Source organism: Rickettsiella endosymbiont of Litargus connexus (genome assembly GCF_964277335.1).
Lineage (GTDB): Bacteria > Pseudomonadota > Gammaproteobacteria > Diplorickettsiales > Diplorickettsiaceae > Aquirickettsiella > Aquirickettsiella isopodorum.
Genome location: NZ_OZ195516.1, coordinates 522,124 through 536,538, shown reverse-complemented (window position 1 = coordinate 536,538; position 14,415 = coordinate 522,124). Strand labels below are relative to the sequence as shown.

Annotated in this window: 12 protein-coding genes; 3 read left to right on the top strand and 9 right to left on the bottom strand. The window is 39.5% G+C overall.

The features are described 5' to 3' along the window. Nucleotides 1-61: 61 nt before the first annotated feature. From era to ACICP9_RS02330, 5 genes are all read right to left on the bottom strand, one after another. Nucleotides 62-937: a GTPase Era gene (era, locus tag ACICP9_RS02350; RefSeq protein ID WP_395498531.1), complete on the bottom strand. Its 876-nt coding sequence runs from the start codon at nucleotides 935-937 to the stop codon at nucleotides 62-64. A gap of 143 nt (nucleotides 938-1,080) precedes the next feature. Then, nucleotides 1,081-1,770, bottom strand: a complete 690-nt coding sequence (gene rnc / locus ACICP9_RS02345; RefSeq protein WP_395498529.1) for a ribonuclease III — start codon at nucleotides 1,768-1,770, stop codon at nucleotides 1,081-1,083. 28 nt (nucleotides 1,771-1,798) lie between these two features. Then, the gene (gene lepB, locus ACICP9_RS02340; RefSeq protein ID WP_395498906.1) at nucleotides 1,799-2,575 is read right to left on the bottom strand and encodes a signal peptidase I; all 777 of its coding nucleotides are present in this window, start codon (nucleotides 2,573-2,575) and stop codon (nucleotides 1,799-1,801) included. Between the two features lie 20 nt (nucleotides 2,576-2,595). Then, on the bottom strand, nucleotides 2,596-4,389 hold the full coding sequence (lepA, locus tag ACICP9_RS02335; RefSeq protein WP_395498527.1) for a translation elongation factor 4: 1,794 nt from the start codon (nucleotides 4,387-4,389) through the stop codon (nucleotides 2,596-2,598). A gap of 202 nt (nucleotides 4,390-4,591) precedes the next feature. Further along, nucleotides 4,592-5,263, bottom strand: coding sequence for an alpha/beta hydrolase (locus tag ACICP9_RS02330; RefSeq protein ID WP_071662399.1), 672 nt, complete (start codon nucleotides 5,261-5,263; stop codon nucleotides 4,592-4,594). Between the two features lie 399 nt (nucleotides 5,264-5,662). Here ACICP9_RS02330 and ACICP9_RS02325 point away from each other — a divergent pair, with 399 nt between their 5' ends. Genes ACICP9_RS02325 through dapF form a run of 3 tightly spaced genes read left to right on the top strand, consistent with a single transcriptional unit; the run spans nucleotide 5,663 to nucleotide 7,911 of the window. After that, the gene (locus ACICP9_RS02325; RefSeq protein ID WP_395498525.1) at nucleotides 5,663-5,803 is read left to right on the top strand and encodes an LPS translocon maturation chaperone LptM; all 141 of its coding nucleotides are present in this window, start codon (nucleotides 5,663-5,665) and stop codon (nucleotides 5,801-5,803) included. Beyond that, entirely contained in the window at nucleotides 5,803-7,059 is a 1,257-nt protein-coding gene (gene lysA, locus ACICP9_RS02320) for a diaminopimelate decarboxylase (protein WP_395498523.1), read from the top strand. Before ACICP9_RS02325 ends, lysA begins: the two co-directional genes overlap by 1 nt. Before the next feature lie 18 nt (nucleotides 7,060-7,077). Beyond that, nucleotides 7,078-7,911, top strand: a complete 834-nt coding sequence (gene dapF, locus ACICP9_RS02315) for a diaminopimelate epimerase (RefSeq protein WP_395498521.1) — start codon at nucleotides 7,078-7,080, stop codon at nucleotides 7,909-7,911. Here the strand turns inward: dapF and fumC are convergent. The 4 genes from fumC to ACICP9_RS02295 form a co-directional block, all read right to left on the bottom strand. Then, a complete protein-coding gene (gene fumC, locus ACICP9_RS02310; RefSeq protein WP_395498519.1) occupies nucleotides 7,908-9,317 on the bottom strand; it encodes a class II fumarate hydratase in 1,410 nt (469 codons plus the stop codon). The genes dapF and fumC overlap by 4 nt on opposite strands. Nucleotides 9,318-9,438: 121 nt before the next feature. Continuing rightward, nucleotides 9,439-10,419, bottom strand: coding sequence for an EF-P beta-lysylation protein EpmB (epmB, locus tag ACICP9_RS02305; protein WP_395498517.1), 981 nt, complete (start codon nucleotides 10,417-10,419; stop codon nucleotides 9,439-9,441). Nucleotides 10,420-10,540: 121 nt separating this feature from the next. Further along, entirely contained in the window at nucleotides 10,541-12,340 is a 1,800-nt protein-coding gene (locus tag ACICP9_RS02300) for a hypothetical protein (RefSeq protein ID WP_395498515.1), read from the bottom strand. A gap of 197 nt (nucleotides 12,341-12,537) precedes the next feature. Then, nucleotides 12,538-14,292 (bottom strand): peptidoglycan D,D-transpeptidase FtsI family protein, encoded by a 1,755-nt coding sequence (locus ACICP9_RS02295; protein WP_395498513.1) that lies wholly within the window; start codon nucleotides 14,290-14,292, stop codon nucleotides 12,538-12,540. Nucleotides 14,293-14,415: the final 123 nt, after the last annotated feature.

The window sequence follows — 14,415 nt, the reverse complement described above, 5'->3', positions numbered from 1 at the left end:
TCCATGATTAAGATAGTTTATTATAAGCATTAATTAGGTAAATAACTATCCTATATAAAACTTATAAACTCCCCTCTTCTTCCGACCATCCCGCTTTCACCTTGACCCAAAGCTCTAAATAAACTTTTTTATCAAAACACGTTTCCATATCCATTCTAGCTTCGGTGCCAATTTTTTTAAGCAACTCGCCATTTTTACCGATAATAATGGCTTTCTGACTGGATCGCTCTGTCCAAATAATCGCAGAAATTTTAATGATTTTTTTTTGTTCAACAAATTGTTCGATACTAACTGTTAACCAATAAGGTAATTCTTCGTATAAACTACGCATTAATTTTTCGCGAATAAATTCTGCGGCTAAAAAACGCTGGCTACGATCCGTATATTGATCCGGCGGATAAATAAATTCAGCGATCGGTAATGCTTCGGCGATCACTTTTTCTAATTCCTCAATATTTTTTCCTTTTTGCGCTGAAACAGGAACAACGGCTAAAAAAGGCATTTTTTCATAACAGGATTGCAAAAAAGGAAGTAAACGACTCTTATCTTTTATTTTATCTATTTTATTAACAATTAATATCACCGGCTGTTGTTGTTGCTTTAAGCGTTCTAAAATTGCATCCTCTTCTGCAGTCCAACGATTGGCTTCGACAACAAAGCCAATGATATCAACATCGATTAAAGCATTTATCGCTGATCGGACCATTGCTCGACTTAATCGACGTTGCGTGTTTTGATGGATACCCGGCGTATCGATATAAATGGACTGTGTCTGTGTGTCGGTTTTAATTCCTAAAATTTGATGGCGAGTCGTTTGTGGTTTAGATGAAGTAATCGTTAATTTTTCACCTAGGATTTTATTCAGCAAAGTAGATTTACCGACATTGGGACGTCCAATAATGGCGACGCTACCACAATGACTTGCTAGATTTTTCATAGTTATACACTCTTCGCATTTGAATTTTTGTCTGTGTTACCGTTCAACTCACCAATCCTCGGGGTGATTGTAGACATGTCGATGGCGGCATAGTCGCGACACTTTGCTAAAGTGTCCAATGACTGGGAGTCTGCGTATTGATTTCAAGCTTTATAAATTAACTCTAATTCCTCTAAAATTTTTTCTGCTGCTTTTTGTTCAGCACGGCGCCGACTACTTCCTATCCCTATCGCTTTATTAGGCAAACCATGTAGATGACATTCTACTTTAAAGGATTGTTGATGAGCGGGCCCTTCTAAAGCGAGTATGGTGTACACGGGTAACGCTAATTTTTTTGCTTGTAAATATTCTTGTAAACGAGTTTTAGGATCTTTAAGCTCGGGAATGGTTTCGACGTTTTCTAAACGATTTGCATACCAACGCAGAATGCAAGTCTCACAGACTTGAAAACCACCATCGAGATAAATAGCACCCACGACGGCTTCCATACCATCGGCTAAAATAGATTTACGTTGCGCGCCACCGGTTTTTAATTCTCCCGCACCTAGACGTAAATATTTTCCTAATTCGAATTCTTGTGCAAGATCGGTGAGAGTTTCACCACGCACCAAATTAGCACGCAAGCGACTTAACTCACCTTCGCGCGCTTTAATATTTTGACGAAATAAAGCCGCCGCTATAACAAAATTAAGTACCGCGTCTCCTAAATATTCTAATCGTTCATTATTTTTATTGCCGCGAAAACTACGGTGGCTGAGTGCATCTTCCAATAATTCATGATTTTTAAATCGATAATTTAATTTTTCACATAAGATTTCTATTTCTGCTTTCACGATTGCCTCTTAAAATAAAAAACCTTATCTAATGGATACGCATACCCAAGCGATTCCAACGAACTCGGTGTTGTTCGTTATCCCAACTAAAAAATACCCACATGGCCTTTCCTATGAGATTTTTTTCAGGAACAAAACCCCAATAACGGCTGTCTAAACTATTATCTCGGTTATCACCCATAACAAAATAATTACCGGGTGGCACATGAACTGAAAAATCTGTTGATGATTGATCAGGACGTAGATAAATATCATGTTGAACGCCTAATAAATTTTCCCGTTTCAACAATACCGGCCATTTTTCATTCAAGCCATCTCGATCAGTTTTCTCTCCCAGTAAAGTTTGTGGAGCAAGCTGGCCATTAATGGTTAATACTTTATCCTTATAAGTAATAACGTCACCCGGTAAGCCGATTACGCGTTTGATGAAATAAATTGAGGGATCTTTCGGCCATAAAAAAACCACAATATCACCCCGTTTAGGTTCACCGATGGGAATAATTTTTTTATGAAGTACCGGTAAGCGTATGCCATAACTAAATTTATTTGCAACAATAAAATCACCGATCAATAAATCAGGTTTTTCAGAACCGGAAGGAATGCGGAACGGTTCAGCCAAGAAAGATCGTAATAATAAAACTAAGAGTAAAATAGGAAAAAAAGAACGTGCATATTCAATTAACATCGAAGGATGAGCAATTTTTTTTCGCTGTCGAATAGGCGCAAAAATCAGTCTATCTATTAAAGCAATGGCACCCGAAATGATGACCGCCATCGTTAAAAAAAATTCAAAATTAAAACTCATCATAGTCACTCTATATAGGATTATTTCTTATCTAGTTGCAAGACAGCTAAAAAGGCCTGTTGCGGTATCTCTACGCGACCGACTTGCTTCATGCGTTTTTTACCCGCTTTTTGTTTTTCTAATAATTTTTTCTTACGTGAAACATCCCCCCCATAACATTTAGCGATGACATTTTTACGTAACGCCTTAACCGTTTCTCTTGCAATAATATGGCCGCCTATCGCGGCTTGTAGTGCCACCTCAAACATCTGACGTGGAATAAGCTCTCTAAGTCTAGCTACCAATTGACGGCCCCGATATTGTGATTGACTGCGGTGTACCACTAAAGCAAGGGCATCGACTTTATCACCATTAATTAGAATATCCAACTTGACTAAATCCGCTTCTTGAAAACGGATAAACTGATAATCCAGTGAAGCATAACCCCGGCTTAAAGATTTTAAACGGTCGAAAAAGTCTAAAACCACTTCACTCATCGGCAATTCATAAGCGATAGAAACCTGTTTGCCTGTATAAAGTAACTTGGTTTGTATGCCACGACGCTCGTTACACAGTGTGATCACTGCCCCTAAATAGGTTTGTGGCACGAGTATATTCGCCAAAACGATGGGTTCACGCATCACAGCCACTAAATTGGCAGCCGGTAAATCAGCCGGATTATCCACATGTAGCGTTTCTCCCCGCGTGGTTACTATCTCATAAACAACGGTAGGGGCGGTAGTAATTAAATCGAGATCGTATTCTCGTTCTAAGCGCTCTTGGACTATCTCCATATGCAACAAACCAAGAAAACCACAACGAAAACCAAATCCTAATGCTTCGGAAGTTTCAGGTTCATAAAATAGTGATGAATCGTTTAAACTGAGTTTTTCCAACGCTTCGCGAAAATCGGTAAACTCTTCGGTATTGACTGGAAATAAGCCCGCGAATACCTGAGGATGGACCCGTTTAAAACCGGGTAAAGGTGCGCCGGCTGGCTTCGAGGTATGAGTTAAGGTATCGCCGACCGGTGCACCATGGATATCTTTAACACCCGCAATAACAAAACCGACTTCACCGGCACTGAGTGTCTCCATTTCTTGTCGTTTAGGCGTAAAAATCCCACATTTATCAATAAGGTAACTGCGTCCCGTGGACATCACTTGGATCTTGTCTCCTACTTTAAGCTTGCCATTTTTTATGCGTACTAAAGAAACGATGCCTAAATAGGTATCAAACCAAGAATCGATAATCAAGGCTTGTAAGGGTTGCTGTAAATCACCTACGGGTGGAGGAATAACGTGTATGAGCCTTTCTAAAAGTTCTAAAATACCTATCCCTTGTTTTGCACTTACTCTAACCGCCTCTTGAGCCGGTATGCCGATGATCTCTTCAATTTCTTGGATGACGTTTTCTGGATCGGCTTGTGGTAAATCAATTTTATTTAATACCGGTAAAACTTCTAAGCCTTGTTCAACCGCCGTATAACAAACCGCAACGGTTTGTGCTTCGACACCTTGAGCGGCATCGACGACTAACAACGCTCCTTCACAAGCCGCTAAAGAACGTGATACCTCATAAGAAAAATCCACATGTCCTGGCGTATCAATAAAATTTAACTGATAGCGTTGGCCGTCCCGAGCGGTATAATACAAGGTAACGCTTTGCGCTTTGATAGTGATGCCACGTTCGCGTTCTAGATCCATAGAGTCCAGTACTTGTTCGGACATTTCTCTCGCCGACAACCCTCCGCAAACTTGTATTAACCTATCGGCCAAAGTCGATTTTCCATGATCAATATGGGCAATAATAGAAAAGTTACGAATATTCTGCATGATAATATTGTATCGCCTTAAACTATTTAAAATGTCGTTTTTTTACTGGATAAAGCGAAAGAGTATAACGGATTTATACTCACAGCAATTGGATTTTGGCAAGGTGCCGAGAAAATGAGCAACCGGAGTATATTAATAGATACATGAGGATTGCGAATTGAACGGCAACACAGTCAAAAATTCAAGTGCGAAGAGTCTATCTTTATTTTTGTAAACGTTGTTGTAACCATTGTGTTATATCCATAATTTCTTGTGGACAAACGCTATGACCTATTGGGTAACGATTAAACTGTACAGGATAAGCTAATTTTTTTAAACACTCGTAAGAAAATTCGCCTAATGCTGGTGCGACCACGTTATCTTCATCACCATGAGCCATAAAAATAGGAGTTGTTTTATTCGCGTCACTCGCTTCTTTTTCTAAAAAATGATGTAAGGGTAAGTAGGTCGATAAGGCCAAAACTCCCGCCAAAGCATGTGGATAACGTAAAGCCGTGTACAAAGCCATTGCGCCACCTTGAGAAAAACCTGCTAAAACAATCCGATTGGCAGGAATACCTCGCGCCATTTCTTTTTGCATCAACTCAAATAAGCTTTGCGCAGCAGCACGAATACCCGCCTCATCTTCAGGCGAGCCAAATGTTAGGCCATGGATATCATACCAAGCTGGCATTTTCACTCCACCATTTAAACTAATTGGTCTCACCGGCGCATGCGGAAAAACAAAACGAAAGCCTGTGCTTAAGGCCACTGCTCTAGCCATATTGGCTGAATCGTGACCACTGGCTCCGAGTCCATGTAAACAAATGATGCTAGCTGAAGGAGATTGGATCGGATTAAACTCTAAATAATCTAATGGCCTTGGGTTTTCCATTGTGAACCTCATAAAAATTAAGACTGTTTTTTACTATATTGCTTCCGAATTGCTTCCGAAGAAAAATCACTTATATTTTCAGTATATACCGCTCCCTAATATTTTTAAATTTTCCCCTTTGTGTTAAAAACGAGCAATTTTTACTTAAAATTTTTGGCGTCAACTCCACCTAGGCAGGATTGTAAAATCTTAGCACAATAGAATTGATGGATTATTTTTAACCGCTCGCAATTTCAATTGCGAATACTATATACTAGGAGTTTCAAGGTTTCACAATAGCGCTTTATGAAGTTTTCATTTAATCCTTCGCTGGCTCTTATACTTTAGAGTAAACAAATTTTTTAGATGCTATTCGGCTGATAATAAATTAAATTTCTAGACCCATTAACTTTTAACTTTATGCGAACAAAACACTGCTGTTACACTCTTTATTTAAGTATTGTATTTTTAGCCGGGTGTGGACAAATGGGTCCTTTATATTTACCCGATCAAAAACCACCCGTTTATATCCCTCATCATTTTGCTAAGCCTGCTCCCTAATGTCTTTTCATTATTCAAATCAGGTTTTACATGCAGAAGCGATCCCTATCACACACTTATTAGCTAAATATGGTACGCCTTGTTATATCTACTCGAAAGCTAGCTTACATCGCCAATGGTGTAGGTTTAAACAGTTATTCCAAAACTCGCAGCAAATCTGTTATGCCGTAAAGGCTAATTCTAATCTTTCTATTTTAGCTATTTTAGCCAAATGGGGGGCCGGCTTTGACATTGTGTCTGGCGGAGAACTTGCTCGTGTCCTGCTAGCAGGAGGAAACGCAAAACAAACTGTATTTTCTGGTGTCGGTAAAACCGGCGAGGAAATCAAGACTGCTTTACGAGCAAATATTGGCTGCCTCAACGTTGAATCACCCTCTGAATTACTCAGAATCGAAGCGCTTGCAAAAAATTTGCGTCTACTGGCTCCGATTGCCTTGCGTATCAATCCCAATATAGATGCTAAAACCCACCCTTATATAACAACCGGTTTAAAAGGTACTAAGTTTGGTCTAAGCGAAGAAGATGCCTTATCACTCTATCGCTTAGCCGCACAATCTCAACATTTAAAGATTCAGGGTATTAGCTGTCACTTAGGTTCACAACTCACAACACTCGATCCTTTTTTACAAGCAATGGAGCAATTGTTAAATCTTGCCGAACAATTAGAGAAAGAAAATATCCTATTAAAAACTATTAATTTAGGCGGTGGCTTAGGTGTTGCGTATCAATCAGAAAATGTTCCAAGCCCTGAAGAATATTGCCAGAAAATTTTAGCTTTACTGAAAAAAAGAAACTCTAAACTTCATTTAATCATCGAGCCCGGCCGCGTAATTACCGCACAAGCAGGTATACTTGTCACCAAGGTTGAATACCTTAAATCGAATAGGGATAAAAACTTTGCTATAGTCGATGCAGGCATGAATGATCTCATCCGGCCTGCTCTTTATCATGCGGAACAAAACATATTACCCATCATGCAACATAGCGATAGACCCAAAAAAAATTATGATATCGTCGGTCCTATTTGTGAAAGCAGTGATTTTCTCGGTAAAAACCGTCGACTGGCACTACAAGCTGATGATTATTTAGCAATTATGGATAGCGGTGCCTATGGTTTTTCTATGAGTTCCAACTATAATTCTAGACCGAGAGCCACAGAGATTATGGTTGATAAAGATCAAGCCTTTTTAATTCGCTCACGTGAAACTTTAGATCAATTATGGGTAAATGAAACGATAATCTCAACATCCAATTAAAAACCTAAAGCAAATCCAATGAAAACTGAATTTACTAAGATGCATTTATTAGGGAATGACTTTGTTGTTGTCGATGCCCTGCAACAAAATTTTAAGCCCAATGGTAAATTGATAAGGCTCTGGGCCAATCGACACCGTGGTATTGGTTTTGATCAGCTATTGTTAATCGAAAAGCCTCGACCTAAATCCAAACATTTTTATTATCGCATCTTTAATTCCGACGGCAATGAAGTCGCTCAATGTGGTAATGGTGCTTTATGTGTTGCAAAGTTTTTATTAGAAAAAAAACTTTGTATGGAAAATCCCATCCATCTGATGACCATGAATAATCCCTTGGAACTCAACATGGAAGCAAGTGGTAAAGTCACTGCCAATTTAGGTCTCCCGATTTTTAATCCAGAAAAAATTCCTTTTATCAGCCTGTCTGCACCACCCATTCATCCTATCGAAACACCTTTTGGGCGCTTTGATTGTTGTGTTTTATCTTTAGGCAATCCACACTGTGTAATTCAAGTCAATTGTTTAGATAAAGCGCCGCTAGAAGACTTAGGCACCTATCTTAATCAGCATCCCTATCCTTATTTTCCGCAAGGATGTAACGTCGAGTTTATGAAAATTCGGGATCCAAAACAAATCGATCTCCGTATTTATGAACGTGGTGCTGGAGAAACTCAAGCCTGTGGCAGTGGTGCCTGTGCTGCGGTCATTGCCGGACGTTTATTAAATCGGCTCACTAAAAAAGTTAATGTCAATTTACCCGGGGGCCTTCTCACAGTAAGGTGGGAAGGTGAAAATTCTCCTGTCTTTTTACGCGGAACCCCTGTCAAAATATTTAGTGGTGTTATCGATTAATCCACATTGTGTCCCAGCATTTTTTTAGGGTCAACCGCTTTATCGAATTCTTCCGCTTTGAGATAACCCAAAGACAAACAGGCTGCACGTAAACTCGTTTCTTCATGTAACGCTTTATGCGCAATTTTAGCGGCTTTATCATAACCAATAATAGGATTTAAAGCCGTCACTAACATCAGTGAATTTTCTAGAAAATGCTTAATTTTAGCTTGATTGGCTTTTAAGCCTTTAACACAGTAGTTAGTAAATGATTGGCACGCACTACTCAATAAATCGACCGACTGTAAAAAATTATAAATCATTACAGGCTTATAGACATTTAATTCGAAATTACCTTGACTACCTGCTAAGGTGATCGCCGTATCATTGGCCATCACTTGCACGCATATCATGGTCATGGCTTCACATTGAGTAGGATTCACTTTACCTGGCATGATCGAAGAACCCGGTTCGTTTTCAGGTAAAATGAGTTCACCTAAACCCGATCGCGGACCCGAACCTAACCAACGAATATCATTGGCTATTTTCATTAAAGCACAAGCTAAGGTTTTGAGCGCTCCGCTAGCAAAGACTAACGCGTCATGAGCAGCCAATGCCGAAAATTTATTTTTCGCTGAAACGAAAGGTAATTTAGTTTCTTCAGCAATGATTTTTGCAGTTAATTCGGCAAATTTTGGATGCGTATTCAAGCCTGTACCCACTGCTGTACCGCCAATTGCCAACTGATAAAGCCCTGGTAAGGTTTGTTCGATATTCGCTAATATTGATTCCAATTGATCGACATACGCTGAAAACTCTTGGCCTAAGGTTAAGGGTACCGCATCTTGTAAGTGCGTACGTCCAATTTTAATAATATCCTTAAATTCATGAACTTTTTCAATCAATGCTGCATATAATGTCTGCACAGCAGGAATTAATTGTCTAACAATAGCCAGTACAGCAGCGATATACATCGCGGTAGGAAAGGTATCGTTAGAGGACTGGGATTTATTGACATGGTCGTTAGGGTGAACCGGATTTTTACTGCCACGCTCTCCCCCGGCTAATTCTATGGCACGATTCGCAATTACTTCATTCACGTTCATATTCGTTTGTGTGCCACTACCCGTTTGCCAAACGCGTAAAGGAAATTCAGCATCAAGCTGTCCAGACTTTACTTCTTCGGCCACTTGAATAATTAAATCAGCTTTGTCCTTTGTTAATAAACCTAATTCCAAATTGGCTTTAGCAGTCGCTTTTTTCAAAATGCCAAACGCATGAATGACCGCCAACGGCATCGCTTCGTGACCTATGGCGAAGTGATGCAAACTCCGTTGTGTTTGAGAACCCCAATAGTGATGAGCTGGAACTTCAATCGGCCCCATACTATCGGTTTCAATACGCGTATTTTTTGTATTTTCTGACATACCACCCCTATAAACAAATTAGTTCAGCAAATTTAAAGTGAGTTTGCCAACAAAGTATAAAGACTCTATTTAGCATTGGCTAGTTTTAAGCTAAGCCACCCAAACTTAGAGCAACACTAGTCTAAATCACTGGCAATTTAGAGGTTGCGCCCGCTTGTTCATACACACATTTCGGCACTAAATAACCGGGTAACCTCTCGCGCAATGCAGTCATGAGCTGTTTAGCTTTTGTTCGAGACACCTCAAAATGTGCTGCCCCCTGCACTTTATCTAATAAATGCAAATAATAAGGGAGAATCCCACAGACAAATAAACGATGACTCAAATTAACTAAAGCTTCAACATTATCGTTGATACCTTTTAATAATACGGTTTGATTTAATACCGTAATTTTTTGTTGACGTAATTTGCTCATCGCATGTTGCACCGAATCATCTAATTCATTAGCATGATTACTATGCGTAACCAATACCGGTTGCAAACGCGTTGCAGTAAACCCATTTAAAAACTCAGGGGTAATACGCTCGGGTAAGACAATTGGTAAACGAGAATGGATGCGTAAAATCTTTACATGCGTTATATTCGCCAGATCATTGGCACATTGTTTCAAATAGTGATCATTAGCCAATAAAGGATCGCCGCCACTGAAAATAACTTCACTGATTGAAGTATCCGCTTGGATATACGCTAAAATAGCCTGCCATGCCTTGCCACCCGGAATATTCTCTGTGTAAGGAAAATGACGCCGAAAACAATATCGACAATTTATAGCGCAGGCCCCTGCCATCGTTAGCAGCACTCTGCCATGATACTTATGTAATAACCCAGGCAATGGATTAATGGCATGCTCGTGCAAAGGATCACGACTAAATCCTTCCGCCGTTATTTCCTCTGCGGCTAAAGGAAGTACTTGTTGTAAAAGCGGATCAGCTGGATTGCCTTTTTCCATCCTTGCCAAAAAATTTTCCGGAACGCGCAAAGGAAATAATTTTGCTGCTCGCTGCGCTGCAGGTAATAAGTTTTGATTGAGTTCTAATCGATCTAATAATTCTGCTGGATCCGTTATCGCTTCTTTAAGTAAGATTTGCCATTTTTTTTTCATAAATCTTAATAACGTCTATTTTTTTAAGCCTATCTTTAAACTATAACATAACTATCTTGTTAGCTAATTCCCTTTTAAATTAAATTTTAATAACAAACAATGAAAAAGCAAACGAAACAACTTAGGGGCAAACAGTAGTCACACCATTCACCATACACACAGTTCCTGAATTAATATTGACCGGATTTCCTGTCGCTATCGAAGAATTGGTACCCTGCACGCTTAAGTTACTATCTATTACTGTGATGTTACTGCCATTACCATTACTTAAGACAACAGCATTACCCGTGTTACTGTTATGAACCACATCAATTGTCGAATTTGTTATAGAGATATTCGTGTTTGATAAGGTTCGTATACCTTCATAATTAAAATTCGACGTTCCTGTCAGTCGAATCGCTGAATCTATAACAGAAACACTGCCTCCCATAACAATTATTCCAGCACCTCCTCCTAACTCTTCCACATCTATTGTGCTATTTTGAATAGTTAAATTGGAATTACCTTCTTTTACAATTCCTAATTGACGAGCATAGACAGCTGTATTTTCAATACGAGTCTTTATCCCTAAATCTTCTAGGCCATAACCACCATAACGATTGTTTTCATTTCCGATATCGCTACCACGAATCTGATTATTTTGACCATTTATTGTAACGCCGGTTAACGGAGATCCTCCCAGAAAAGGGATCAAAATGATATTTTCTAATAAATTATTACCCGCTAAAACAAATCCCCCACCAAACGTCGAACGATCGGTACCGGTTGCCGGCGCTGAATAATCCGTTGTACGAGAGTGTATGCTTTGACCATTATTTAATGGCAGAGGATCCGTTCCAATGTTTGCAAAATAGTTTCCACCATTAAAATACATACGCGTATTAGGCAAAAGATTATTTAACGTATTCACACCGGTTTGACTAAAATCAGTAGGGCCACAGGGATTCTCAAATGTACAATTTGCTAACGTTAAACTGCCTCCTCCATTGTTCGGTGTCCCTGTCTGACTAAAAAATGCAATGCTATCGCTGACCAATACACTACGACTACCACTACCCATTCCATATAATAACGTTTTGCTCGGTATCCCAGAACCATGACCTAAATTGGCTAAATAGCGCTCCACCGGATCCATTAAACGCTCAGATAGACTCGGATCTGCCCAATGTTTTCTTACCCCTCCAAAACTAATTCCTATACCCCCTATCACATTACTGTGCTGATAATTATCGTAACTATAATTTGCAAATACTCGGATATTGTCATCAAACCAATATTCCATTCCTGCCGCTCCACCACGCACCTTATCGGCATTAGCTATGTCAAAAAAATAAGCTCCCAAATAGCCCTTTAAAGGCACACTACGAAACAATTGATAGCCGACTCTTGCATCTGCTCCATTACCCACTTGTTGAATGGCATTCGCATCGCTAAACACACTATTTATCATTTCCGTATGACCCGTAAAAACGGGTGTGTTTACGATATCAAATTCTTTGATGCCTAATTCATTACTACGCCCTGCCACAGGGATATACACATTAATCCGTGCATCCCAACGACGACCCATCACTTCTAAACCTGGATTCGTTAGCCAAAATCCACTGCTATTTTCGACACGTGTATGTCCTGCAAAGAGATACCAGCCTAATATCGCCGACTCATTCTTAATCCAGCGATAACCTAAACCCACATCACCATACCATTGCTGATCACTACCGTACGCGCCTTGTGGATTCACATACAAATTATGTTGCTGATCACCATCCAAAGAAATCATCAAGTCCGCCTGACCTACCGTATACACACCCGTAGAAGCATTCGCTGAAAACCGTGGCGGTAAGAGCTCTCGTGCTTGAACATTCGATATAAAAAAAATAAAGGAACATAATATAAAATGAAAAGTATGGCTCTTTAACATCAATCCCTTCCCTTGCCGAATATTCTTAATACAAATCGAACTTATGACAAAACGTTACTTTGAGAAATTTAGTTTAATACTTAAATGGATGGGTGTAATTCACTAAACTCTATTAGACAGAAAATTAATATAATTATTTAGGCTTTCCATACGGGTATCAGATTATACCTTACTAAAGATAGTATGCACTAACATGACTAATCTTGCATACCTTGTGAAGGGAGCATTACGTGAGGAAGTGGTTGATTAAGACTCGCTAAATCGTCAGGGGGAATATTAAGCAAGTGTAACGCATTATTCATCACATGAGAAAAAATAGGTCCTGCCGTATAACCACCATAATATAAGCGGCCTTTTGGATCATGCAACACAACTGCAACGACGAGACGTGGATGGCTCGCAGGAGCAATGCCAATAAAAATACTATTATAACGATGTTTTTCATAACCGTGCACACCAACTATGCGCACAGTACCGGTTTTACCAGTCACTCTATAGCCTGGAACACGTGCTAAGGGTGCTGTTCCACCTTTAGTCAGTACGGACTCTAACATATCCAACACTTCTCTACTAATAGCCTTATCTAGCACACGTTGTCCCGATGGAGCATCACCTTGAATTTTAAGAAAAGTCACCGGAACTTTAACACCCTCATCCGCTAACACGGCATAAGCTTGTGCCAACTGCAAAGCAGTCACTGAAATTCCATAACCAAACGACAAGGTCGCTAATACAAAAGGATTCCATACTTTAAAATTGGGTAAACTACCGGTTCGCTCACCCGGAAAACCACTTTGCGTAATTTGACCAAAACCCACTGTATTTAAAGTATTCCATAAATTTTCCGCGGGTAGTGAAAGAATCAATTTTGACATGCCCATGTTGCTAGAAATCTGTAATATCTTGGTTAAATCCATGACACCATTATTACGTTCATCCATAATACGTTTACCTGCAACGATCATCCAACCAGGCGATGTATCGATTTGACTACTAGGAGTAAATCGACCACTGGCTAACACGCTCGCCATACTAAAGCTTTTAATGGTAGATCCCGGCTCAAACAAATCGGTTAATGCACGATTACGCGTATGGCCGTCCTGTGTTGTAAGCCTGTCATTAGGATTATAAGAGGGCCAGTTTGCCATTGCTAAAATTTCACCCGTTTTAACATCAAGTACAACGACCGATCCAGAATCCGCTTGATATCGTTCGATTCCTGTTTTAAGCTCTCTAAAAGCCGCATATTGGATGCGTTTATCTATACTTAATTGTAATTGATGTCCTGGTCTGGGTTGACGGATTGATCGTATATCCGCTACAACATGCCCTAATCGATCTTTAATCACTTTCTTTAAACCGGATTGACCTTCTAGCCAATTATTATAAGCGAGTTCTAAACCTTCTTGCCCTTTATCATCCACATTCGTTAAACCCACCACATGTGCCATCACCGGTCCTTCTGGATAATAACGATGATATTCATTTTGTAAAAAAAGGCCGGGTATTTTTAGATCCTTGATTTGCTTGGCTAAACTGGGATTTAAACCACGCTTTAAATAAACAAATTCTTTAAATTGACCATGTAACCCTATTTCATGAATAGTTTGAGGATTGATGTGTAAAAAATGACTGAGTAAAGAAAGTTGTTGTCTATTCGGATTAAAATAAGCAGGATCTATCCAAATAGCATCTACCGGAGTACTGATCGCTAAAGGTTCACCACGGCGATCCAAAATCATACCGCGATGTGCAGGAATAGTTAACGTACGCATTGTTCTTGCATTCCCTTGGTTACGTAAGAATTGGCGATTAACAATCGTTAAATTGATAAGTCGTCCAATTAAACCTAAGGCGACGATCAACAATATAAAAACCACTATCATCAAACGCCATTGGTAGGTCGAAGCAATAGGAGTACGTTTGTTTTTTTTGACGCGACGACGCTGCATGAAAACTAAACCTCTTGCTAAACCAAATTAAGAGCTTGAGTCCGAGGCAAGCAAGTCAAAAACCAAAATTATCTTGAGAAATAAATATTCTAAATTCTTTTCACAGAATAAAATCAAGTCGAC

Coding starts and splice junctions, on each gene's coding strand:
- ACICP9_RS02300 (WP_395498515.1), bottom strand. CDS start 12,340: ATGTTAAAGAGCCATACTTTTCATTTTATATTATGTTCCTTTATTTTT.
- ACICP9_RS02330 (WP_071662399.1), bottom strand. CDS start 5,263: ATGGAAAACCCAAGGCCATTAGATTATTTAGAGTTTAATCCGATCCAA.
- ACICP9_RS02295 (WP_395498513.1), bottom strand. CDS start 14,292: ATGCAGCGTCGTCGCGTCAAAAAAAACAAACGTACTCCTATTGCTTCG.
- lepB (WP_395498906.1), bottom strand. CDS start 2,575: ATGAGTTTTAATTTTGAATTTTTTTTAACGATGGCGGTCATCATTTCG.
- ACICP9_RS02325 (WP_395498525.1), top strand. CDS start 5,663: ATGCGAACAAAACACTGCTGTTACACTCTTTATTTAAGTATTGTATTT.
- lepA (WP_395498527.1), bottom strand. CDS start 4,389: ATGCAGAATATTCGTAACTTTTCTATTATTGCCCATATTGATCATGGA.
- lysA (WP_395498523.1), top strand. CDS start 5,803: ATGTCTTTTCATTATTCAAATCAGGTTTTACATGCAGAAGCGATCCCT.
- era (WP_395498531.1), bottom strand. CDS start 937: ATGAAAAATCTAGCAAGTCATTGTGGTAGCGTCGCCATTATTGGACGT.
- epmB (WP_395498517.1), bottom strand. CDS start 10,419: ATGAAAAAAAAATGGCAAATCTTACTTAAAGAAGCGATAACGGATCCA.
- fumC (WP_395498519.1), bottom strand. CDS start 9,317: ATGTCAGAAAATACAAAAAATACGCGTATTGAAACCGATAGTATGGGG.
- dapF (WP_395498521.1), top strand. CDS start 7,078: ATGAAAACTGAATTTACTAAGATGCATTTATTAGGGAATGACTTTGTT.